We start from the raw sequence: 23,010 nt of genomic DNA, 5'->3' as shown, positions 1-23,010 counted from the left end.
CATGAATTTCATCGACAACCCAAAGAAGCTTCGTGGCTTCGAGAAGCACGTCAGGATCGAGAAGGTTTCCCGCCGCAGCATCCTGAAGGGACTGGGCGTCACCGGCGGCTTCGTGCTCGCCGCGCCCGTGATGTCGCGCCAGGCGTTCGCCTATGAGACCGGCGCCGGGAAGATGCCGCACGGCGTCGTGGTCGACCCGCGCGTGTTCGTCGCGGTCGCTCCCGACGGCATCGTCACCATCGTCGCGCACCGCTCGGAAATGGGCACCGGCGTGCGCACCAGCCTGCCGCTGATCGTCGCCGAAGAGATGGAAGCCGACTGGTCGAGGGTGAAGGTCCAGCAGGCCCATGGCGACGAGGTCAAGTTCGGCAACCAGGACACCGACGGCTCTCGCAGCACGCGACACTATCTGATCCCGATGCGCCAGATCGGCGCCTCTGCGCGCATCATGCTGGAGCAGGCCGCAGCCAAGCGCTGGGGCGTGCCGGCGACGGAAGTGAAAGCGGCCAATCACGAGGTCGTTCACAGCGCGAGCGGACGCAAGCTCGGCTTCGGCGAGCTCGCAGCCGACGCAGCCAAGGAATCCTTGCCGAGCGTCGACAGCCTCAAGCTGAAAGACCCCAAGGATTTCCGTTATCTCACCAAGGGCCAGATCGGCATCGTTGACCTCCACGACATCACCACGGGGAAGGCAGGCTACGGCGCCGACGTGCGGCTGCCCGGCATGAAATACGCCGTCATTGCGCGTCCGCCGGTGACCGGCGGCAAGCTGGTCTCCTTCGACCCGGCCGACGCGATGAAGGTCTCGGGCGTCGAGAAGGTGATGCAGGTGCGCGGCTGGCCGTGGCCGTCGAAATTCCAGCCCCTCGGCGGTGTGGCCGTGATCGCCCGCAATACGGGCGCTGCGATCAAGGGTCGCGATGCGCTGAAGCTCGTCTGGGATGACGGGCCGAACGGCAACTACGAGTCGGTCGCCTACCGCAAGGAGCTCGAGGAGGCCGCGCGCAAACCAGGCCTCGTCGTGCGCAACGAGGGCGATGCGGATGCCGCGCTCAAGAGCGCCGACAAGGTGATCGTCGGCGAGTACTACATCCCTCACCTCGCCCATGTCAGCATGGAGCCGCCGGTGGCTGTTGCCGACGTCAAGGGCGACAAGGCGGAGATCTGGGCGCCGGTGCAGAGCCCCGGCGGTACCCGCGAGGACGTCGCCAAGACGCTCGGCATCCCCGAGCAGAACGTGACCGTGAACGTAACGCTGCTCGGCGGCGGCTTTGGCCGCAAGTCGAAATGCGACTATGCGCTCGAGGCCGCCCTGCTCTCCAAGGAGCTCGGCGCGCCCGTGAAGGTGCAGTGGACGCGCGAGGATGATCTCCACAACGGCTTCCTGCACACCGTCTCGGTCGAGCGCATCGAGGCCGGCCTCGACAAGAGCGGCAAGGTGATCGCCTGGCGCCACCGCAGCGTTGCGCCCAGCATCGCCTCGACATTCGCGGCGGGCACCGTGCACCAGGCCTCGTTCGAACTCGGCATGGGCCTCGTCGACATGCCCTTCGAGATCGCCAACATCTCCTGCGAGAATCCGGAAGCGGCCGCCCATACCAGGATCGGCTGGTTCCGCTCGGTCTCCAATATCCCGCGCGCCTTCGCGGTGCAGTCGATGGTCGGCGAGATCGCGCAGGCCACCGGCCGCGATCAGAAGGACATGCTGCTCGAGCTGATCGGCTCGCCCCGCATCGTCAAGCTCGCCTCGGTGAAGGACCTCTGGAACTATGGCGAGCCCTACGACAGCTATCCGATCGACACCGCGCGCCTGCGCAAGGTGGTCGAGCTGGTGGCCGAGAAGGGCGAATGGGGCCGCCAGGTGCCGAAGGGCCATGGCCTCGGCATCGCCGTGCACCGCAGCTTCGTCAGCTACATCGCGACGATCGTGGAAGCGGCCGTCGACGACAAGGGCAAGCTGACGATCCCGCGGGTCGACACCGCCATCGACTGCGGCACCTTCGTCAATCCCGAGCGCATCCAGTCGCAGATCGAGGGCGCCGCGATCATGGGCCTGAGCCTCGCCAAGTACGGCGAGATCACCTTCAGGGACGGCAAGGTCCAGCAGAAGAACTATGACGACTTCCCTGTGGTCCGGATGGACGAATCTCCACTGGTGACCAACGTCCATATCGTGACTCCGGGGCCCGACACGCCGCCGAGCGGCGTCGGCGAGCCCGGCGTTCCGCCATTCGCGCCGGCGCTGATCAACGCGATCTTCGCTGCAACCGGCAAGCGCATCCGCTCCCTGCCGATCGGCAAGCAATTGGAGGCGTGATGAGGGAACGTTAGGCGACAGTTCGCCGTTGCCATCGATCCGACAGGAGAGATCGATGGACATCACCTCACGGGCGCTCGCAGTCTTGGTGCTGTCGGGCGCCTTTCTTTTGACCGCACAGGCCCAAAGTCAGGCACAGGGCAACACGACGCCTCCGGCCACCGCGACGCGTCCCTCAACGCCGGACCAGACCTCGCTGCCGAGCAATGCTCCCCCCGCTTCGACCAACCAGACCACGGGGCAGTCCAGTCAGGACCCGAAGGTCAAGGAGATGAACGCGAAGGAGAAGGGCAAGGTCGAGCGCGAGGGCAAGTAAGCCCGCCTCACAGCTCAACAAGCAGAATGCGGCGGACGTTTCGTCCGCCGCATTCGTTGCCCCCCTGGCCGCGCTGCTCGGGGTCGGTCCGCCCTATTTCTTCAGCGCGAACACCCAGATCACGCCGCCCTGCGGCACGTTGGCCTCAATGCCGATGTTGTTGGTCGCAAGCGCATCCTGGATGCGTTGCGCGTCGACGCCCCAGCCGGACTGGATCGCGACATATTGCGTGCCGTCGATCTCGTAGGAGATCGGCATGCCCATGATGCCGGAGTTGGTCTTCTGCTGCCATAGCAGCTCGCCGGTCTTGGCGTCGAAGGCGCGGAAGTAGCGGTCGTTGGTGCCACCAGCGAAGACGAGATCGCCCGCGGTCGCCGTCACCGAGCCGAACAGCTGCGACTTCGGGAAGTCGTGCTGCCACAGCTTCTTGCCGGTCGCGGGATCCCAGGCCTGGAGCTCGCCGAAATGATCCGCACCGGGCTTCGCCTTCAGGCCAATATCTTCCGGCTTTGTGCCGAGCCAGAGCTCGCCGGGCTTGAGCGCCACCTTCTCGCCAGTGAAGCCACCGCAGAAGTTTTCATTGGCGGGAACGTAGACGAGGCCGGTCTTCTGGCTGTAGGCCGCCGAAGGCCAGTCCTTGCCGCCCCACAGCGACGGGCAGAACTCGACGCGTTTGCCGATCACCGGCTTATGCGCGGGATCGACGATCGGCCGGCCGCTCTCGGCATCGATGCCCTTCCAGACGTCGGTGGAGACGAACGGCCAGCCAGCGACGTAGTTGATCTTGGTCGGTGTGCGCTCGAGCACCCAGAAGATCGCATCACGTCCCGGATGGATCAGACTCTTGATCGAGCGGCCGTTGCGTTGCAGATCGACCAGCATCGGCGCGTCGACCTCGTCCCAGTCCCAGGAGTCATTCTGGTGATACTGGTGATAGGTCTTGATCTTGCCGTTGGCGGGATCGAGCGCGATCACCGACGAGGTGTAGAGATTATCGCCGGGATGGCTGTCGCCGGGCCATGGCGCGGCGTTGCCGACACCCCAGTAGATCGTCTTCAAGTCCTTGTCGTAGGTGCCGGTCATCCAGGCCGAGCCGCCACCGGTCTTCCAGTCGTCGCCTTGCCAGGTGTCGTGACCGGGTTCGCCCTCACCTGGAATGGTGAAGGTGCGCCATAATTCCTTGCCGTCCTTGGCGTCGAATGCAGCGACGTAACCGCGCACGCCGAGCTCGCCGCCGGAGCCGCCGACGATGACCCTGCCGTCGACGACGAGCGGCATCAGGGTCATGTACTGGCCCTTCTTGTAGTCTTGCACCTTCGTATCCCAGACCACCTTGCCGGTCTTGGCGTCGAGCGCAACGACGTGGTCGTCGGTGGTGGCGAGATAAAGCTTGTCGTCCCACAGGCCGACGCCGCGGCTGGTCGGATGCAGCTGGAACAGGTCGTCAGGGAGCTGCCGCTTGTAGCGCCAGTATTCGTCGCCGGTCTTGGCGTTCAGCGCGATCACCTGCCCCATCGGAGTCGCCACGAACATCACGCCGTTATTGACGATCGGCGGCGCCTCATGGCCTTCGATCACGCCGGTGGCGAAAGTCCAGACCGGCGTGAGATCCTTGACGTTGCTGGTATTGATCTGGTCGAGCGGGCTATAGCCCTGCCCGTCATAAGTTCGGCGATACAGCATCCAGTTGCCGGGTTCCGGATTTTCCAGACGCTGCGACGTGACTGGCGTGTAACTCTCGATCGGACCGGCGCCCGCGGAGGTCGAGACGATGCAGGTGAAGGCGACGAAGCCGGACAACAACCATTGTTTTCTGGTCATGGACGTTTCCCCTTTTGAATTCTTGCTGCTTGAATTCTTGAAGTTTGTTTGTCTCCTCGCCCGCACGCCTGCGGGCGCGACCGCTTCTGGCGCGCGGGCGCGACCCGCGGCTGATCACCCTGGCTGCTGGCCACCTACCTTTCCGATGAAATTGCCGGCGACGCTGAGCGCGCCGTCAGTGAGTGCCAGCGGCAGCGCTGCAAGCCGTCGCGGCGCTGGCCCGAACACGACCTGCGCGCCCTGTCGCGGATCGTATTCGGAATTGTGGCACATGCACTTGAACACCTCCTTGTCGCCGACATCGCTCTTGACCCAGGCGGTGACGGGACAGCCGGCATGGGAGCAGATCGCCGAATAGGCGACGATGCCGTCCTGCGCACGCGCGCGCGTCTGATCGTCGAGCTCGGCGGGATCGAGCCGGATGATCAGGATCTCGTTGAGGCGCGAGGCGCTGCGCACCACCGATGTCTTGGGATCCTTCGGCCAGGCATGCCCCGGCGGGCCGCCAAGCGGCAGATCGGCGGGCGTGACGAGCTTGCCTTCGTGATCGCCTTCGGAGAACACCAGCACATCGCCCTTCTGCGGCCGCTCGTCTGCGCCCGGCGGATCTTCGCCCGCCGCGCCGCGCCCGGAGCCAGCAAGGCAAGCCGAGGTGGCAAGTGCACCGATCAACAGCGTTCGTCGCGTCTGCGCCGCACAGACGCAGGCTTCAGGTTCCTCAATGTTGGCGGAGGGTAGAGACGACGTGGTGTGCGTTGAATGCGTCATGCACGCCAGCAGGCGCTGGGACTCTGCCAAAAAGAAGGCGAAGAATTTGCGCCGCAGTGCATCATTCTCATGATGCTCGCTTTGATTGAATGCAAAAATGCGCATTCACAGGCGTTTTGCGATCGCAATGTCAAGATGCACGATCGGGCATGATCATTTTGCAGATCAGACCGAACATGTTGGAATTGGTGCGACGCGCCATCGCGTCGCGCGTTGCAGATTCAATTCAAGATGGCTGCACGTTTGTCAGGCAGGCATATCATTTTCAAGAGCGCAGCATGTGCCGCGGCGTGAACATGCGCCCGCTTTGCGTCGCTGCCGCCATTTCAAAGCTGTCGGCAATGCGCCGCGCCTTGTCGATGAACAAAGCCGCCGCGGCCGGTGGACAGACCTCACGCGCGGTCTGCTCGAACAGATCGAGCCAGCGATCGAAATGATCGCCGATCAGGCTGAGCGGAAGATGCGCTCGCATCGGCTGGCCGTGATAGCGCCCGGTGGTCAGCACTACCGACGACCAGAAATCGCGCAGCTTGGAAAGATGCTCGTCCCAATTCTTCACGATCGCGAACACCGGACCGAGCAACGCATCCTCGCGCACGCGGCCATAAAACCGCGCGACCAGTTCCCCGATCATCGCCTCGTTGATCCCGGTTCGCTCCATCACGTCCTGGGCAAGCAGGCTGCGCCGTTCCGCCGCCGCCTTGCGATCGATCGTCATCCGGTCAGGCATCTCGTTCTCGGCATCCATTCGCGTTGTTCCAAGTCCTCGTGTTCCAAGTCTTCTTATTCCAAGTCTTCTTATTCCATGCCCTTCAGCGAGCCACGAACTTGTCGGCGGTCGATAGCACCGACCCTCCGATCTCGTCGCTGGCGGTGAAAACCACATCGGCGTCCTTCGGATTCGCCGTGGTCAGGGTGACCCGCAGCGATTCCGAGCCATCCGCTTCGACGCTGATGGGAGTTCCATCGTCGTGACCAACGATGCTCAGGCTCGCATCTATGCCTTTTATCGTCAAAGTGTAGTGGTGGGCGACGCTTGCCTTGTTGAGAAGCTTGACGGTGTAGGCATTTCTGACCGAGCCATCGGACAGGGTCACAGCCAGGGGATCGCGGTCGTGCAGCACCGCTATGGCGCCCGTTGCCTTGGTCGCCAGCAATCCGGCGAGACCAGCCGCCAATCCGACGCTGACCACCGCGAGCGCGACGGTTTTCGGGCGCACCAGCCGTGAGGCACGGGCCTCGCCGCGATGACCCCGCTCGATGTTGCGCCAGCTTTCATAATCGATCAGGCCGCGGGGGCGATCGAGCCTTCTCATGACGCTGTCGCAGGCATCGACGCAGAGTCCGCAATTGATGCAGGCGAAATTCGGCCCCTCGCGAATGTCGATCCCGATCGGACAGACGTTGACGCACAGGCCGCAATCGACGCAATCGCCGGCGGCCTCGCCGCGCGCGCGAAGTTCCGTGGCCTTCTTGGCCGACATACGCTGCTCGCCCCGATAGTCGCGATAGTTGACCGTGAAGGCTTCCGGATCCCAGATCGCGCCCTGCAGCCGCGGCCAGGGACACATGAAGGTGCAGACCTGCTCGCGCGCGAAGCCCGCAAGGCCATAGGTCGTCCCGGTGAAGACGGCGATCCAGGTCAGAGCCGTCGCGGAGACGTCGCCGCCCGTAAATGCGCGAACGAGGTCGGGCGCATCCGTGAAATAGAAGATCAGCGTGCCGCCAGTCATCAGCGAGATCAGCAGCCAGGTGCTGTGCTTGATGCCGATTTGGAGCGCCCGCGCGACGGTCAGCGGAGCGTTCATGTTCTTCAGCCGCTCGCGCCTGTCGCCTTCAACGAGGCGTTCGACCAGGAGGAACAGATCGGTCCAAACCGTTTGCGGACAGGCGAAACCGCACCACACCCGCCCCGCAAGCGCATTCGCTAGGATCAGGATGACCGATGCGAGGATCAGCAGTCCGGTGACGAGGTAGAGGTCCTGAGGCCATATCTCGATGAAGAAGGCATAGAGACGGCCATGCGCGAAGTCGAGCAGCACGGCCTGGTCGGGCGCATTCGGCCCGCGGTCCCAGCGCAGGAACGGAGTGATGTAGTAGATCGAGAGCGTCAGGAGGAGGATGGCCCACTTGATCCGCCGTATGCGTCCTGAAACGGCTTGCGGCACCACGCGCGATGTTGCCATTGCGGCTCTCTTGCGCGCGTCCACCCTGGCCGCACCCGCCTTGGCGCGCGTGCGGGAGTGATCGATTTCAATGACAGTCATCGCAGTCCGCAGTCCCGATTTCGCTGGAGCAAGGCGACGGTAAGCGGATAGCGGCACGCCCTCTTTGTTGGAGCACAAACTTCGGAACGAAAGTGCAGATTTCGACGATGAACTGGCGGCCGTTCGAGCCGGCCGCCAGTTACGGAAATGAGTTGGCCGCCTCGGCGATCGCGGCCTCAAGCTCTATCAGGCGTTATAGGTATAGAAGCCTTGGCCGGTCTTGCGGCCGAGATGGCCGGCATCGACCATTTCCTTGAGCAAGGGCGCCGGACGGTATTTCGGGTCGTTGAAACCTTTGTAGAAGACCTCCATCACCGACAGCATGGTGTCGAGCCCGACGAGATCGGCGAGCGCGAGCGGCCCGATCGGGTGGTTGCAGCCAAGCTTCATGCCGGCGTCGATTTCCTCGGCCGTCGCGATCCCCTCCTGAAGCGCGAAGATCGCCTCGTTGATCATCGGGCAGAGGATGCGGTTGACGGCGAAGCCCGGGCTGTTCTTGGCTGTGATCGCGACCTTGCCGACACGCTGGGCGAAATCGAGTGCCTTGGCGTGGGTGTCGTCGGAGGTCTGCAAGCCGCGGATCAGCTCCAGAAGCTGCATCACCGGCACCGGATTGAAGAAATGCATGCCGATGAAGCGATCGGGACGATCAGTCGCGGCGGCGAGCTTGGTGATCGAGATCGACGAGGTGTTGGTGGCGATCAGCGTGCGCGGCGACAGGCTCACGCAGAGGTCTTTGAGAATCTTGACCTTGAGCTCCTCGTTCTCGGTCGCGGCCTCGATGACGAGGTCGCAGTCCGCGAACTTGGCACGGTCGGTGGTGCCGGTGATGCGCTTGAGCGTCGCCTCGCGATCGGCCGCCGAAATCTTCTCCTTCTTGACCAGTCGCTCGAGGCTGCCGCCGACGGTCGCAATCCCGCGACCCACCGCCGCGTCGGAGATATCGACCATCACGACCGAAAGCCCGGCCGCGGCACAGACCTGGGCGATGCCGTTCCCCATGGTGCCAGCCCCGATGATACCAACGGTTTGGATCATTGCTTCAAATCCTTCTCATCTGTCGGGCGCGCCAACCGGCCCCTTCTGCCTGAACCAGGGTCGCGCGCGCCGCAAGCCGGGCCGCGACCTAATTCTGATAGGCCCTTCCTTAAAGCATCCATGGCGGGAATAAAGCCGCCTCTTGCATTGCGTGAGGCGCAATTTGACGCTTCCGCAGGCCTGTTTGGCCCGGTATGTGCGCTGGTCAGCCGGCGCGCGGAGGGCACCGGAAAGACCCGGCGCGGGCGCCCCCCGCTCACATCCCCTCTAGTGGATGATCTGGTTGAGAAAGTCCTTCGCGCGCTTCGTGCGAGGCGAGCGGAAGAAACTCGCCGGCTCCCCCTCCTCGACGATGCTGCCCTGGTCCATGAACACGACGCGGTCGGCGACCTCGCGGGCAAAGCCCATTTCATGGGTCACGCACACCATGGTCATGCCTTCGCCTGCGAGCTGCACCATCGTGTCCAGCACCTCCTTCACCATCTCCGGATCGAGCGCGGAGGTCGGCTCGTCGAACAGCATGATCTTCGGCTGCATGCACAGCGCGCGGGCGATAGCGACGCGCTGCTGCTGACCGCCCGAGAGCTGTGCGGGATATTTGTCCGCCTGACCGTGAATGCGGACCTTCCTGAGCAGCCTCATCGCACGCTCGTGCGCCTCAGGGCGCGAGAGCCCTCGCACCTTGATCGGCGCCAGCATGCAGTTCTCGACGACCGAGAGGTGCGGGAACAGGTTAAAACTCTGGAACACCATGCCGACCTCGCAGCGAACGCTGTTGATGTCGGCCATGCGGTCCATCAGCTCCACGCCGTCGACCACGATCCGGCCGCCGTCGTGCCTCTCGATGTGGTTGATGCAGCGGATCAGGGTCGACTTGCCGGAGCCGGAGGGGCCGCATAGAACGATCTTCTCGCCCTTGGCGACGGTCAGGTTGACATCATTCAGCGCGGTGAAGCGGCCGAACCGCTTCACCAGTTTCTCCACGACGACGATCGCGGAAGAATGATCGCTCGGGCTCACAGCGCCTTGCTGTTGCATCTTCATCTCCTCTCTGTTTTAGCGGTGTGCTCCGCCAAGAGCATATCGCCGCCTGAGCGATGCGACGCACTGCGACGCCGCCGAACTGATGGCGAGGTAGGCCACCGCGACCACGAGATACATCTCGACGAGCCGGCCGTTGAGCTGCGCGAGCTTCGAGGCCGCGCCGAGGAGATCGGTCAGCGAGAGCACGTAAACGAGCGAAGTGTCCTGGAACAGGATGATGGTCTGGCTCAGGATGATCGGGCTCGCGACACGGATCACCTGCGGCAGGATCACGGATCGGTAGGTATCGAAGGTGGACAGCGCGAGCGCCTGGCAGGCTTCGAACTGCCCCCTGTTCACCGCGCGCAATCCGACACGGATGATCTCCGAATAATAGGCTGCCTCGAACAGTCCAAAAGTGATGAAGGCCGTCCAGGTCGCGCCGATCGGAATCGGGCGGCCATTGCCGTAGAGGTGCCCGAGCACGATCGGCACCAGGAAGAAGAACCAGAACAACACGAGGATCAGCGGGACCGAGCGGATCAATGCGATGTAGGCGCGCACGATCTGGCTGACGACGGGTACCTCGAGGTGCTGCGCAAGGGCAAAGCAGGTCCCCAGCATCATGCCGATGACGAAGGCTGCTGCGGTCAGCGCGAGGGAGAACAGCAGTCCCGACCAGAGATAAGGCCAGGCCTGAAGGAGGATCGAGAAATCGAGACTGTTCATTTCACGACCTCCAATCCGCGGGGCAAGGCGGCGCCCGGCTCCACGTCGTCCGCCAGGGCCGGCTCGATCGGGTCCTTCGTCGGGGTGGAGCCCGGAATGCGCACGGCCTTGTCGATGAGCATCATCGATTGATAGGCGACGAGCGCCAGCACGAGATAGATCAGCGTTGCGGCACCGAAGGCAGTGAAGGTCTGGAAGGTCGCTTCGCTGATCTGCCGCGCCTGCGCAGTCAACTCCATCAGGCCGATCGTGAGCGCCACGGACGTATTCTTGTAGATGCCCATGACCTCGCTGGTCAGGCTCGGCACGATCAGTCGCAGCGCCTGCGGGACGATGACGTGGCGATAGGTCAGATATCCGCCAAGACCGAGTGCGCTCGCCGCCTCGGTCTGGCCCTTCGGCAAGGCCTCGATGCCCGCGCGCACCTGCTCGGCAATGCGTGCCGCGGTGTAGAGTCCGAGGCACGCCAGCGCCGGGAAGAACGATCCCCAGGGCGGCGGGATCTGCTTGATGGCGTCGCCGAGCCGGCTCGGAAGAATCTCCGGCAACACGAAGTACCAGAGGAACATCTGCACCAGGACGGGAATGTTCCGGAATATCTCGACATAGAGCCGCGCGAGTGCCGTAACAAAGCGGTTCTGCACGGTACGGCCGATCCCGACGACAACGCCGACGGCGAAGGCGATCCACCAGCCGAAGAAGGCCAGCGCCAGCGTCCAGCCGAGGCCTGCGAGAAGCCAGTCGATATAGCGCTGGCCATCCGCCGTCTGTTCAAAAAGCACTCCGAACATCGCAAACCTCAGAGTTATCGGTGCGAGCGAAGGCGACCTTGATCGAGTCCCGCAGCGTTTCCGGTCAGTCGACCGCGTCGCTGGGATTCGCAATCCGCTCCATCAGCGTATCGGTGAGCGGAAACGCGAGATTCTCACCCTTGGGCGGGATCGGCCTGGTGAACCATTTCGTGTAGGTCTTCTCGAACTGTCCCGACGCCATCTGTTTTGACAGAACATCGTCGACGAGTGCCTTGAAGCCGGCATCGCCCTTCGTGAACATCAGCCCGTAATAGATCCTCGCATAACCTTCGGGAAGGAAGATCAGCGCATCCGGTTTCGGTGCTGCAGCCTTGAGGCCCGCGAGAAGGATGTCGTCTTCCATGAAGGCTGCGGCACGCCCCGTATTCAACATCAAGAATGATTCCGCGTGATCCTTGGCCTGGACGATGTTGAGGCCGAGCTGCTCCTTGGCGTTCACGCCTTGCGCGAAGCCGATCGCGTTTGAGCCTTGCGTGACGACAATCGTCTTGCCCTTGAGATCGCCGGCGGCCTTCAGGCCGCTGTCGGCCTTGACCAGCCAGCGCGGCTGGCTGACGAAGGTCGTCACCGAGAATGACACCTGCTCCTGCCGCTTCTTGTCGTTGGCCGTTCCGCCGCATTCGATATCGACGGTGCCGCTCTGAATCAGCGGGATGCGGTTGGACGAGTTCACCGGCGTATAGTTGACCATAAGATTGGGCAGATTGAGCTCCGTCTTGATGCGCTCGACGATGGCGGCGCAGAGATCGAGCGAGAAGCCGATCGGCTTTTGATCGGGACCGAGGTAAGAGAACGGGATCGACGCCTCGCGGTAGCCGATCGTGATCGCGCCGCCGGACTTGATCTTGGTCAGCGTCGGGCTGTCAGCCGCGACCGACGGCTCGACCATGGCAGTGACGATCACAAGGCCCGACAGAGCCCCCAGCATCCGTGCAAACTTCCTCATGTCCTGCACCCTCTCTCTGGATCTCTGGCCTACACCGCCTTCTAGGCGGCCCTGGATGATGTCTTGACGCCGCGCCCGCGGATGAGCTCGATCAGGCGGTCGACGTCCGCTGATGTGTTGAACATGCCGAACGACACCCGAATGCCGTCCCGTTCCGGCGAAACGCGCACGCCATTGTCTTCGAAGTAACCGAGCCACTCGGCCGCAGGCAGTGCGACGACGTAGATATGCGGCGCGCGGTGTTTCCGGTCGCGTGGACCGACGAGGCGGATATCGAGCGCATCGAGCTCTGCGATGAGATGATCACCGAGTTCGAAGCAGTGGTTCTGGATGTTCTCGATGCCGATCTGCGTGATCAGGTCGAGCGAGGCGCCAAGCGCATGGATCGCAGGGAGATTGAAGTTGCCGAGCTCGAAGCGACGGGCGCTCGGAGCCGGCGTGAGCTTGTCCGGCCGCGCGATGAGGTCGGCCGGAATCTCCGCAAGGCTCGCAGCGGCGAGATAAGCGGGCTCGAGTTCGGCAAGTGTGCTGTCCCAATAAAGGAGCCCGAGCCCCTGGGGAACGAGCAGGCCTTTGTGACTGCCCGATCCGATGAAGCTCGCGCGGATGGCCTTTGCATCGATCGGCACCACGCCGATCGCCTGCATCACATCGACGATGAAATGGAGGCCCTTCTCCGCGCACAGGGCACCGACACTTTCGATATCGAAGCGGTGACCGGCGTGAAAGGTCACATGCGACATCGAGATCGCGCGGGTGTTTGCATCTACGTGGGGACGAAAGCTCGCGGCATCCACCACATCGGTCATCGGCACGAACCGCACCTCGACGCCCTGCCGTTGCAGGTTGAGGAAGGCGTATGCATTGTTCGGGTGATCGCCATGAACCATCAGGACATTGTCGCCCGCCCGCAGCCGCAGGGCGTTCGCGGCGATGTTCATGCTTTCCGAGGTGTTCTTGGTGAAGGCGATCTCGTCGGCGGACACGCCGAGGAATCGCGCGACCTTGGCGCGCGTCTGCTCGACGCGGTCGAGCCACACGCTCTTCGGGCCGGCCGTCTCGAGGCCTTCACGGAGAAAGAGGTCGATCGCCGCCTTCACGGGGCGCGCAAGCGGCGCCTGGAAGCCGGAATCGAGATAGGTCATCCGCTCGGCAGCCGGGAATTCCTTCCGCACGGCATCGACGTCGTAATGACCTGACATCCCACTCTCCTGTTCGGCGCGCCGCCCGTGGGACCCGGTTTGCATTGCACAAATCCTGTTCACCGGCCGGCGAAGCCAACGATATGAGCAACGAGGGAGAGCCGTCTAATATCTTTTTCATATTTCAATAGTTTTTATTCCGAAAAATGATAATTTACTAAGGGAGGTGCGAATGATGGACCCAGCCAGAACCGACGGACCACTCGATCGCGCCTTTGCGATCGTCGGGCACGTCGCCGGTCAAACCAAAGCCGCGTCGGTCGCGGAGATCGCGCAGGCGCTTGGCCTTCCGCTTCCGACCGCCCATCGGTTGATCGGAAATCTTGAGGAGCGCGGCCTGCTTCAGAAGGCGCTCGGGACCAAGCGCTATGTCGTCGGCAATCAGCTCGTCACTCTGTCCGCCAAGGTCATCGGCGCAGCATTCCGCACCGCGCGCCGGCATGCCGTGCTGCGCGCGGTCGCCGGCGAAATCGGCGAGCAATGCGAGATCGGCGTCGTGCGCGACAACATGGTGGCCTATGTCGATAGCGTCCGCGTCTCGCAGCCACAGGGATTGCAATTCAATCCGGGCGAAGCGGCGCCGCTGCACTGCACGTCGACAGGCAAGATCTACATGAGCCGCTTGCCGGGGAAAGCGCGCGAGAAGCTGTGCCGCGCGCTCACGCTGACGAAATTTACGGACACGACGATCGCAGACTACGACGCCCTGATGAAGGTGCTCGAGGAGACCCGTCAGCGCGGCTGGGCCAAGACCAACGAGGAGTACGTCAAGGGCGTGGTTGGATGTGCCGTCCCCATCCTGTCGCCGGAGCGTGAGCTGATCGCGTGCCTGGGCGTCTCCGTCCCGGCAGCTCGCGTGAGCTTCGCCGAACTCGACCGTTTCATCGCCCCGCTTCAGAAGGCCGCCGAGCTCCTATCGGAAACGATCCTGCAGGACGACGATGACGGCGAATGAATGCGAACCCGGCTGCCCCGCTTCGCAAGCCGCTCCACCACATTCCGCACCAGGCCAACCTGCAGATCGAGTTAAAGCGGCTCGAAAATCATCTGCCAGCCCTTCCGGGTGTCCATGTATTCACGAACCAGCTTGATGCGGTCGCCCGACAAGACGAAAATGAAGCAATAGTCGTTTTCGTACGGCTTGCCTCCAGGAAGAGTGGCTCGCATCCGCTCCTCGACGACCACAGTATCGCCGTCGGCATGAATGCCTCGAAACGAGATGTCGACGTTCGAGAACAGACTATGCATTTCCGAGGCAATGAAGTGCGCGATTTGGTTCGGTCCGATCATATGGTCGGTGTGCTTGAGTGCGACTGCCGTTGCGTTTCCGGCCGGTGCGATCCATTCGGCATCGGGAGTGAACAGCCCCGCGATCAGTTTGGCATCACGGCTTTTGAAGGTCTTCCAGGCGCTGATGACAACCTCTTTGGACTTCGTGCTGTTCATTTTGCTCCTCCAACTCTGTTCAGCGGATCTGGCATTGCTCTATAAGAAGGGCGTACCGACGCCGCTGGCCGGAATCGGACCTGATCATCTCACGGCTGTTCTTCGGGCCGGACTCTGCGCTAAAGTGAGTCATGCTCAGTTTTGAGGTGTGCAACACTGCGCGCTTGCGGCGCGATCCGCGCTATGACGGCCATTTCTTCACGGCCGTGAAGACCACGCGAATCTACTGCCGCCCGGTTTGCCCAGTGAAGCAGCCGTTGACCCGTAACGTGGCTTATTATCCGACGGCGGCGGCGGCCGAAGCGGCGGGATACCGGCCTTGTCTGCGCTGCCGTCCGGAGACCGCGCCCTTTTGCGCCGCCTGGAATGGCACGCGCTCAACCGTCGTGCGCGCCTTGAAATTGATCGACGGTGGCGCGTTGGATGACGGTTCGGTTGCTGCACTGGCCAATCGGCTCGGAGTGAGCGCACGCCACCTTGCGCGCCTGTTCGAACGGCACGTCGGGGCCAGCCCGCAGCAAGTGGCGAAGACGAGGCGTGTACAACGCGCGAAACGCCTGATCGACGAGACGAATGAACCATTGGTCCAGATTGCCTATCGGGCCGGCTTCGGCAGCGTGCGTCGATTCAACGCCACCTTTCTCGAACTCTATGGACGCTCACCATCCAGCATTCGCTACCGCCGCAAAGTATCCGCCTGAGACTCGCGTCTCGCGAGCCCTCATGAAAGACGCGGCATCTTGCCCATTCATGACGTTCTTGGAATCGAGCACCGGCTTGATCGTGCGAGCACCGGCTGCCCTACTTCGCAATCCGCTCCACCACGTCCCGCACCAGGCCAACCAGCAGATCGAGCTTGTATCCGGTCATCGGCAGCGGCTTTGCGCCTGACGTCGCGAGCTGCGCGCCTTGCGCGATGGTTTCCGCGTTTGCCGGCTTTCCCTCCAACGCCGCCTGGCACGCCGTCAGGCGCAGCGGCACCGGGGCGATGCCGCCGGCGGCGATGCGGACATGCCGGAAGATGCCGCCGGATACCACGGCGCGCGCGCAGACCTCGACCAGCGGCCATTCCGCATAACTGCGGCTGATGGCGCGCTTGTAATAGGCACGCTCGGAGGCGAGCGGCGCGGGAAATGAGATGGCATCTATTCTTTCGCCGGGCTCAAGCGCATGGTCCACAGCGCTGTTGGTGCCGTCGCCGATGAGATCAGGCAGCGACAATCGGCTGCGCCGGTCTGTAGTGATCGTCGCATCATAGGCGAGCAGCGCCATGGCCATGGTCGACGGATGCGGGGCCACGCAAGGCCCGAGATCGAATGCTGCATGATAGAGATGATTGCCCGACCTCGCCGGGCAGTCGGAACCGCCCTTCTTGAAACAGTCGATCTGCGGATTGCGGAAATACCAGCAGCGCGAACGCTGAGCGAGGTTACCGCCGAGCGTCGCCAGATGCCGGATCTGCGGCGTGGCGAGACCTTGCGCGGCGGCGGCGATGCCGGGATAAGCATCACGGATGCGTTCATCGGACGCGATCGCCGCGATCGTGGTGAATGCGCCGATGCGGGCCGAGCCATCCGCGGCCCAGTCGATCCCAATCATGCCTGATGTCATGGAGAGATCGACGATGGGCCCACGGGACACCCCGCTGCGGCGACGCTCGGACAGATCCGTGCCGGCGGCGCGGAATTCGGGTGCGCCACCTGCTGATGTTGCTGACGAGGCGTTCATGCCGCAGTCCTCCCCTTCAAGGCGGCGACGATGCGGTCTGGCCGGATCGGAATTTCGGTGAGGCGTACGCCAATCGCGTTGAAAATCGCGTTCGCGACCGCGGGCGACGTCGGCACGGTCGCCACCTCACCGATGCCGACGCTATTGCCCTGCACATGATCAAAGCCGGCCTCATCGAAATGCACGTCGATTTCGGGCGTGTCCGCAATGCCGGGGATGCGATAATCCTCCATGCTGGCAGTCAGGACGTCGCCGCTGAGCGGATCGACCTCGCGCGCCTCGTAGAGCGCGTAGCCAAGCCCCTGGATCACCGCGCCGCAGGCCTGGCTGTGCGCGAGCTGGGGTGCCGCGATCTTCCCGACCGCCAGTCCGGTATGCACCTTGAGCACGCGCACGTGACCGAGCCAGGTGTCAACCTCGACCTCGATCACCTGCACCGAGCTCGGCACGCCGGCGCCGATAACGATGTTGGAATTGCGCCGCATCATCCAGCCGAACACGAGGCCGAGAAGCCCTAGGTCCTTCAGCGGTGAGCGGATGCCGGGCGCCGTGTTCTTCCCGTCCTCGCCACGCGTCTCCGAAATAGCAATGTCTCCCGATCGCGCGATCAGCTCACGCCACGGCGCGTTCGAGCCCGGCGCGGGCTTGCGCGTGGCTTGATCGAGGAGCGCGGCCTTCAACTTCTGGATCGCCGTGAGCGTCGGCGGCAGCACCGAGGCGGTGACGCGGCTGCCACCGGAGCCGGGGCCTTCGGGGAGCGAGGAGTCGCCGATGCGCACCTCCACCTCATCAGCCTCGAGATCGAATTCGCGCGCGACGGTGTCGGCCAGAACGCTGCGGGTGCCGGTCCCGATATCCTGCGTCGCAGTCGATACGACGATGCGACCGCCCTTGACCGCGACTTCGACCTTCACCTTGGGTTGCCAGAGATAGAACCAGTAGCCGGTCGCGACACCAACGCCGCGGCGATAGCGACCGCTCCCGGCCGAGGTCCGATTGCGCCAGATGTCGAGGCCCAAGGCCCAATCATAGAGCCGCTGCCGATTGGGATCAGGATCCCAGCGCTTGCGCAGAGCGATCGGATCGGCGTTGAGTTTCAATGCCGCTTGGTCGATCGCCTGCTCCACCGCGAATGCCATCGGGGGACCGCCGGGCCCGCGGAACGCCGCACCCGGCGGCAGATTGCTGATGACATCAAAATCGGAGAGCTCCTTGGCCTCGGCCGGATACATCAGCCGCGCCAGTCCCGCGATCGTCGAGTTGATCGCGGCGCCCGTATCGGCATGCGCGATGACGGAGAGTGCTTTCAAGTCGCCCTGGTCGGAGGGCAGCAGCGCGACCTTCACCTCCGCGCCCGGCCGATAGCCGGCGACCGACAATTCTTCATGACGGTCATAAGCAACCCGCACCGGTGCATTGGCTGCGCGCGCGAGTTCGATTGCGGCAATCGTCTCGCCGCCCAGGCTCGCCTTCGAGCCAAAGCCGCCGCCGACATGGTCGGCGATCACGCGGACGCGCGCAGGATCGAGCTTGAAGCGCTTGACGATCTGCTCCTTGAGGTGAAACACCCACTGGGACGAGGCGTGCACCATCAATTGCTCGCCATCGAAACGCGCAACCGCAGCATGCGGCTCGAGACAGGCATGCTGCTGCGTGGCCGTACGAAATGTCCCCTCGACGAGAAGACGATTATTCGCCTGCCGCGCCTCGTCCACCCAGTTGCGCGCTCTCTTGGCGCGCTTGGCAAACACCGAGGTCGGCCCGCGAACGTTCCGCTGCCATGGTGCAGGTCCGCCGGCTGCTTCCGAGACGTTGCCGGCTTTCTTGCGGCTCGCCCGGTCGAACACCACGGGCGCATCGTTTTTCCGCGCCGCATCGAGCCCGATCACGGCGGGCAGCGGTTCGCTGGTCAGCTTGATGGCGGCGAGCGCCGCGAGGGCGGTCTTGCGGTCCTTCGCTGCAACCGCCGCGATGGGCTCGCCGACATAGCGCACGATGCGATCGTCGGACAACAGCGACACCGCAGTGACGCCGTCAAGCGCATGCGCGGGGGCCAGATCGAGCGCGGTGATGCGCGCATGGGCATCGCGGGAGCGCAGAATCACGCCCTCGAGCTGGCCGTCATGCCTGATATCTACGGTGTATCTTGCCGCGCCCGTCACCTTGTCGCGCGCCTCGATCCGTGGACTTGCGTAATGATCGCCGTCGAAGCGGCCGGCACAGGCATCCGCCACCGCGCGAAAGATCGCATCATAGGCACCGCAGCGGCAGAGATGGCCCGACAGCGCCGCGCCGATCTCCTCGCGCGAAGGCACGGCCGTCCCCTTCGCCGCTCGCCAGCGATCGCAGAACGCGGCCGCTTCCACAATGAAGCCCGGCGTGCAGAAGCCGCATTGCAAGGCATCATGCGCCATGAACGCCTTCTGTATCGGGTGCAGCTCCTGAGCGCCAATGCCTTCCACAGTGGTCACGGACTTTCCGGCGGCGGCGCGCGCCGGCATCAGGCAGCTCGTGACCGGTACGCCGTCGACGAGCACCGTGCAGGCGCCGCAGACGCCGCCACCACAGACGAGCTTGGTGCCGGTGAGACCGAGCTGATCGCGCACGACGTCGATGAGCAGCGCATCGGGATCCTCAGGCAGTGGCTCGAGGCGGCCGTTGATGGTCATGGCGCTCATGGACGTGCTCCGGCTTTGCTGCGTGAGGATCGTTCTCTGGTCCCGGCCTTGCTCGCGGGCTGCTCCTGCGATTTCGGCACGGCGCCGGCGCAGAGCGTCCGCACCATCATCGCCATGTCTTTCAGGAAGGCCTCCGCCGGCTGCATCGCCGGATGCTGCGACTTAGATCCGTGCACGGCCATTTCGACGAGCCGCGCGAATTCGGCCGGCGACAGGCCCTGCGGCAGCGCCAGCTTCTGCTTGCGCGCAACGCGGGCGATGGTCGCGACCAGCCGCTCCGCATAGAGCGCTGCATATTTCTGATAGAGGTCACGCCCATGCACGAGGTGCTCGGAATACAGCTCCTCGATATGCGGTGAGCCCTCGAAAGATCCGATCATCGCCTGCATCCGTGCCGTCATGCCGGCGACGAGAATGTCTGCGAAGCCGCGGCCCGCCTTCTCCGCTCCGCCGATTGCCACCTCTTCGGCGGCAATGGCGGTCTCGTGGACGCGCTCGATGACTGCGCGGAACAGCGCTTCCTTGGACTCGAAATGATGATAGAGCGCCTGCCGCGTCAGGCCGGCGGCCTCGGCCACCTGCTCGATCGAGGAACGGCGAAAGCCGTGGCGGCGAAACACCAGCATGGTCGCGTCGAGAATGCGCGTTTTCGGTCCCATTTGTCGAAATTGACAAATTAAGACGAAGTGTCAAATCGCGATCCAGTGAGGGCTGCGTCGCAACTGTCGCGATCGGGCGAGCTGCAGGCACGGTCTTCCTCGCCCTTTCCGCGACTTGCGGTTCGCCAGGCGCGCATCAAAGCCGCAGGATCTTGCCCGGATTCATGATGTTCTTCGGATCGAGCGCCCGCTTGATCGTGCGCATGACGTCGAGCTCGGTCTTCGAGCGGTAGTGCGCCAGCTCGTCGATCTTCTCGATGCCGATGCCGTGCTCCGCCGAGATCGAGCCGGCCATGGAGGCGACGATGTCGTTCACGCTCCTCGTGATCGCGGCGGAATATTGCGTGAGCGTCTCGCGGTCCATGTCCTTCGGACCCATGAAGGAGAAGTGCAGATTGCCGTCCCCGATATGGCCGAGTGGATAGGGGCGGATCGTCGGAAGGATGTCGAGGACGGCGCTGAGGCCCTTGTCGATGAGTTCAGGAATTCTGGAAATCGCGACCGATACGTCGTAGCTGAGGCCAGGTCCTTCGGCACGCGCGGCTTCGGCAACGCTTTCGCGAATGCGCCACATATTACGCGACTGCGCCTCTGTCTGGGCGATCACCGCGTCGAGCAGATGGCCTGCCTCCAACTGATCGGCCAAAAACTGCTCCATCTTCTCCGACATGCCCACGCTGCCGTCCAGCCGCGGCCGGGACGACGACCATTCGAGCAGGAGATACCATTCCGTGTCCGCCTTGAGCGGATCCTGCGTGCCAGGAATGTGGCGCAGCACCATGTCGGTGCAGGCGCGGCTCATGAGCTCGCAGGAGCCGACATTATCGTCGGAGGCGACATATGCTTCCGAAAGGATCCCGATGGCGGCCTGCGGATTGCGGATCGCCAGCCACGCCGTGCACACGTCCTTCGGCGCCGGCCACAGCTTCAGGACCGCCTTGGTGATGATGCCGAGCGTGCCTTCGGCGCCCATGAAGAGATGCTTGAGGTCGTAGCCGGTATTGTCCTTCTTGAGCGCGCGCAGTCCGTCCCAGACGTCGCCGTTCGGCAGAACAACCTCGAGGCCCAGAACCAAGTTACGCGCATTGCCATAGCGCAGCACCTGCACGCCGCCGGCATTGGTGGACAGATTGCCCCCGATCATGCATGAGCCCTGCGAGCCCAAGCTGAGCGGAAAGAAGCGGTCGCGGCGCGCCGCCGTCTCCTGGAGCGTCTCGAGGATGCAGCCGGCTTCCACGGTCATGGAATAACCGACCGGGTCGACATCCAGCACGTGGTTCATCCGGCCAAGCGACAGCAGGATGCCGCGGTGGGTTGGCCACGGCGTGGCCCCGCCCATCAAGCCGGTGTTACCGCCCTGCGGCACGATCGCGATGCCGTTGTCGTAGCAGAGCTTCACGACCTCGGAGACCTCGGTGGTATTGGCCGGACGCACGACAGCAGCGGCCTGCCCGGCCAGCACGCCGCGCCACTCGGTCACGAACGGCTGCTTGTCGCGCTCGTCGAGGATCAGGCCCTTATCACCCACGATTTGCCGCAAGGCATCGAGGATGGCCGCCGTCACCGGCGCGCCTGGAACGGAGGGATCGGTGGGAAGGACTGCAACCGGCATGCGTTCCTCTCTTGACGGCTCGGCTTGTGCGCCGGCCTTACGTTCTTGTTGTCAGTCGTTTTCGACCTTGGGTGCCGACCCTAGCATGAAGCCTTCACTCGCAGGAACGTGCTGATCTCCGACGTTTGCGCAGATCAGGTTCGAGCTTCGAACACGAGCGGGGCTTCCGCTCACGATCGGCATACCCTACTGTGATCCGATCAGCCCCCTAGGTCAGAGATCATGAGCCGTTTCTGGAGTCCCGTCGTCAACACCTTGTCGCCCTACGTACCGGGCGAGCAGCCCAAGCAGGACGGCGTCGTCAAGCTCAACACCAACGAGAATCCCTATCCGCCCTCACGACACGTGCTCGCGGCGGTCACGGCGGCTGCAGAGCGGCTCCGCCTCTATCCCGATCCGCGCGCTTCGCAGCTGCGCGAGGCAATCGCCGCCCACTACAAGGTCGCGCCCGAAGAGGTGTTCGTCGGCAACGGCTCGGACGAGGTGTTGGCCCATACCTTCCAGGCGCTGTTGAAGCACGATGCGCCGCTTCTGTTTCCCGACGTCACCTACAGCTTCTACCCCGTCTATTGCCGGCTCTATGGCATCGCTCACGAGGAGGTGCCGCTCGATGCCGCGATGCGGGTGCAGATTGCCGACTACCGGCAACCGTGCAGCGCGATCCTGCTCTCCAATCCGAATGCGCCGACCGGCATCGGCCTTCCACGCGATGCGATCGCAGCGCTGCTCACCGAGCATCCGGACCAGCTCGTGGTGGTCGACGAGGCCTATGTCGATTTCGGCGCCGAGAGCGCGGTGCCGCTCGTCGCACGCCACGACAATCTGCTCGTCATCCAGACCTTCTCGAAATCGCGGGCGCTCGCCGGCCTGCGGGTCGGCTTTGCGATCGGCCAGCGGCCGTTGATCGAGGCGCTGGAACGGGTGAAGGATAGCTTCAACTCCTATCCCATCGATTGCCTTGCGCTTGCCGGCGCCACTGCTGCCATCGCGGACGACGCGTGGTTTCAGGAGACGCGTGCGCGCATCATGGCGAACCGCGAAACGCTGACGCGTGACCTCTCTGGGCTTGGCTTCGAGGTGTTGCCGTCTCAGGCCAACTTCGTCTTCGCACGCCATCGGAGCCAAGGCGGTGGCGATCTCGCGGCTGCACTCCGGCAACGCGGCGTCCTGGTCCGGCATTTCAAGAAGCCGCGCATCGAGAACTTCCTGCGCATCACGGTCGGCACGGAGGAGGACTGCGGCCGGCTGATCGACGTGCTGCGCGGCCTGGTCTGAGCCCAGGATTCAGGTGGTCCGGCGTATTGCCCGGCAAGTGCAGCGCAAGAACGGCCGTGAAAATGATCCGGATCATGGCCGCTCTCTGCTCCCCGGCGTGTCCGCGCCTTCGTAGTGCCCCGGTCGGAAGATCGAACCGCGTTTGACCTGCGGCGCCTGCCCCAACCTTATGAGGATGAAATCGCGGTGCGCGACGTGCTGGACCTGCGTTTGCCGAAACGTATCCAGGAGCGCGAACGCGTCCCTGGTATCGTGGCCATCGCGGTCCAGCTCGGCGATACGCTGCTCCTGTTGCACGATATGGCGCTCGCCCAGCGCAACGCGCTTCTCCGCTTCAGCCAGCTCCGCCAGTCTGATTGCACGGTCCATGTTC

22 protein-coding genes are annotated in these 23,010 nt (G+C 63.7%); 6 read left to right on the top strand and 16 right to left on the bottom strand.

Going from position 1 to position 23,010, the window contains the following annotated elements; genetic code table 11:
* Position 1 precedes the first annotated feature (1 nt).
* Together SO180_RS35560 and SO180_RS35555 are read left to right on the top strand one after the other, a co-directional pair.
* Positions 2–2,317, top strand: a complete 2,316-nt coding sequence (locus SO180_RS35560) for a xanthine dehydrogenase family protein molybdopterin-binding subunit (RefSeq protein ID WP_449383481.1) — start codon at positions 2–4, stop codon at positions 2,315–2,317.
* A 55-nt stretch (positions 2,318–2,372) separates the two neighbouring features.
* Positions 2,373–2,633 carry a hypothetical protein gene (locus SO180_RS35555; RefSeq protein WP_449383480.1) on the top strand — a complete coding sequence of 87 codons (261 nt, stop codon included), beginning with the start codon at positions 2,373–2,375 and terminating at the stop codon, positions 2,631–2,633.
* Between the two features lie 93 nt (positions 2,634–2,726).
* On the opposite strand, the gene SO180_RS35550 is transcribed toward SO180_RS35555, so the two are convergent.
* Positions 2,727–4,454, bottom strand: a complete 1,728-nt coding sequence (locus SO180_RS35550; protein WP_449383479.1) for a methanol/ethanol family PQQ-dependent dehydrogenase — start codon at positions 4,452–4,454, stop codon at positions 2,727–2,729.
* A 114-nt stretch (positions 4,455–4,568) separates the two neighbouring features.
* Positions 4,569–5,222 (bottom strand): QcrA and Rieske domain-containing protein, encoded by a 654-nt coding sequence (locus SO180_RS35545; protein WP_449383478.1) that lies wholly within the window; start codon positions 5,220–5,222, stop codon positions 4,569–4,571.
* Here SO180_RS35545 and SO180_RS35540 point away from each other — a divergent pair.
* Positions 5,214–5,375 (top strand): hypothetical protein, encoded by a 162-nt coding sequence (locus SO180_RS35540; RefSeq protein ID WP_449383477.1) that lies wholly within the window; start codon positions 5,214–5,216, stop codon positions 5,373–5,375. The two genes, SO180_RS35545 and SO180_RS35540, sit on opposite strands and share 9 nt — an antisense overlap.
* A 112-nt stretch (positions 5,376–5,487) precedes the next feature.
* Here SO180_RS35540 and SO180_RS35535 read toward each other — a convergent pair whose 3' ends face one another.
* The 8 genes from SO180_RS35535 to SO180_RS35500 all read right to left on the bottom strand — a co-directional run bounded on the left by SO180_RS35535 (position 5,488) and on the right by SO180_RS35500 (position 13,239).
* The gene (locus tag SO180_RS35535) at positions 5,488–5,883 is read right to left on the bottom strand and encodes a group III truncated hemoglobin (RefSeq protein ID WP_449383488.1); all 396 of its coding nucleotides are present in this window, start codon (positions 5,881–5,883) and stop codon (positions 5,488–5,490) included.
* A gap of 151 nt (positions 5,884–6,034) precedes the next feature.
* On the bottom strand, positions 6,035–7,489 hold the full coding sequence (gene ccoG / locus SO180_RS35530; RefSeq protein WP_449383476.1) for a cytochrome c oxidase accessory protein CcoG: 1,455 nt from the start codon (positions 7,487–7,489) through the stop codon (positions 6,035–6,037).
* A 186-nt stretch (positions 7,490–7,675) separates the two neighbouring features.
* Complete coding sequence (locus tag SO180_RS35525; RefSeq protein WP_449383475.1) at positions 7,676–8,527, bottom strand: 3-hydroxybutyryl-CoA dehydrogenase; 852 nt, start codon at positions 8,525–8,527, stop codon at positions 7,676–7,678.
* Positions 8,528–8,794: 267 nt separating this feature from the next.
* The gene (locus SO180_RS35520) at positions 8,795–9,565 is read right to left on the bottom strand and encodes an amino acid ABC transporter ATP-binding protein (RefSeq protein WP_449383474.1); all 771 of its coding nucleotides are present in this window, start codon (positions 9,563–9,565) and stop codon (positions 8,795–8,797) included.
* A gap of 18 nt (positions 9,566–9,583) precedes the next feature.
* Positions 9,584–10,279: an amino acid ABC transporter permease gene (locus tag SO180_RS35515; RefSeq protein ID WP_449383473.1), complete on the bottom strand. Its 696-nt coding sequence runs from the start codon at positions 10,277–10,279 to the stop codon at positions 9,584–9,586.
* Positions 10,276–11,070 (bottom strand): amino acid ABC transporter permease, encoded by a 795-nt coding sequence (locus tag SO180_RS35510; RefSeq protein ID WP_449383472.1) that lies wholly within the window; start codon positions 11,068–11,070, stop codon positions 10,276–10,278. The genes SO180_RS35515 and SO180_RS35510 overlap by 4 nt, the downstream gene beginning before the upstream one ends.
* A 64-nt stretch (positions 11,071–11,134) precedes the next feature.
* Entirely contained in the window at positions 11,135–12,037 is a 903-nt protein-coding gene (locus SO180_RS35505; protein WP_449383471.1) for an amino acid ABC transporter substrate-binding protein, read from the bottom strand.
* A 41-nt stretch (positions 12,038–12,078) separates the two neighbouring features.
* On the bottom strand, positions 12,079–13,239 hold the full coding sequence (locus SO180_RS35500) for an aminotransferase class V-fold PLP-dependent enzyme (RefSeq protein ID WP_449383470.1): 1,161 nt from the start codon (positions 13,237–13,239) through the stop codon (positions 12,079–12,081).
* A gap of 175 nt (positions 13,240–13,414) precedes the next feature.
* Between SO180_RS35500 and SO180_RS35495 the strand changes: the two genes are divergently transcribed.
* Entirely contained in the window at positions 13,415–14,194 is a 780-nt protein-coding gene (locus SO180_RS35495; protein WP_449383487.1) for an IclR family transcriptional regulator, read from the top strand.
* A 71-nt stretch (positions 14,195–14,265) separates the two neighbouring features.
* On the opposite strand, the gene SO180_RS35490 is transcribed toward SO180_RS35495, so the two are convergent.
* Entirely contained in the window at positions 14,266–14,685 is a 420-nt protein-coding gene (locus SO180_RS35490; protein WP_449383469.1) for a nuclear transport factor 2 family protein, read from the bottom strand.
* Positions 14,686–14,816: 131 nt separating this feature from the next.
* Between SO180_RS35490 and SO180_RS35485 the strand changes: the two genes are divergently transcribed.
* Positions 14,817–15,386: a bifunctional transcriptional activator/DNA repair enzyme AdaA gene (locus SO180_RS35485; protein ID WP_449383468.1), complete on the top strand. Its 570-nt coding sequence runs from the start codon at positions 14,817–14,819 to the stop codon at positions 15,384–15,386.
* A 100-nt stretch (positions 15,387–15,486) separates the two neighbouring features.
* Here the strand turns inward: SO180_RS35485 and SO180_RS35480 are convergent, their stop codons facing one another.
* The 4 genes from SO180_RS35480 to SO180_RS35465 form a co-directional block, all read right to left on the bottom strand.
* Positions 15,487–16,413, bottom strand: coding sequence for an FAD binding domain-containing protein (locus tag SO180_RS35480; protein ID WP_449383467.1), 927 nt, complete (start codon positions 16,411–16,413; stop codon positions 15,487–15,489).
* Positions 16,410–19,091, bottom strand: a complete 2,682-nt coding sequence (locus SO180_RS35475) for a molybdopterin-dependent oxidoreductase (protein ID WP_449383466.1) — start codon at positions 19,089–19,091, stop codon at positions 16,410–16,412. Before SO180_RS35475 ends, SO180_RS35480 begins: the two co-directional genes overlap by 4 nt.
* Positions 19,088–19,750, bottom strand: coding sequence for a TetR/AcrR family transcriptional regulator (locus tag SO180_RS35470; protein WP_449383465.1), 663 nt, complete (start codon positions 19,748–19,750; stop codon positions 19,088–19,090). Before SO180_RS35470 ends, SO180_RS35475 begins: the two co-directional genes overlap by 4 nt.
* Before the next feature lie 136 nt (positions 19,751–19,886).
* On the bottom strand, positions 19,887–21,362 hold the full coding sequence (locus SO180_RS35465) for an FAD-binding oxidoreductase (protein ID WP_449383464.1): 1,476 nt from the start codon (positions 21,360–21,362) through the stop codon (positions 19,887–19,889).
* A 222-nt stretch (positions 21,363–21,584) separates the two neighbouring features.
* Here SO180_RS35465 and hisC point away from each other — a divergent pair, with 222 nt between their 5' ends.
* Complete coding sequence (hisC, locus tag SO180_RS35460; RefSeq protein WP_449383463.1) at positions 21,585–22,637, top strand: histidinol-phosphate transaminase; 1,053 nt, start codon at positions 21,585–21,587, stop codon at positions 22,635–22,637.
* Between the two features lie 72 nt (positions 22,638–22,709).
* Here the strand turns inward: hisC and SO180_RS35455 are convergent.
* Positions 22,710–23,010: hypothetical protein (locus SO180_RS35455; RefSeq protein ID WP_449383462.1), on the bottom strand; the 301-nt coding region annotated here is incomplete at its 5' end.

It is taken from the genome of Bradyrhizobium sp. UFLA05-112, assembly GCF_053572325.1.
This window is presented reverse-complemented; position numbering and strand designations above follow the sequence as displayed.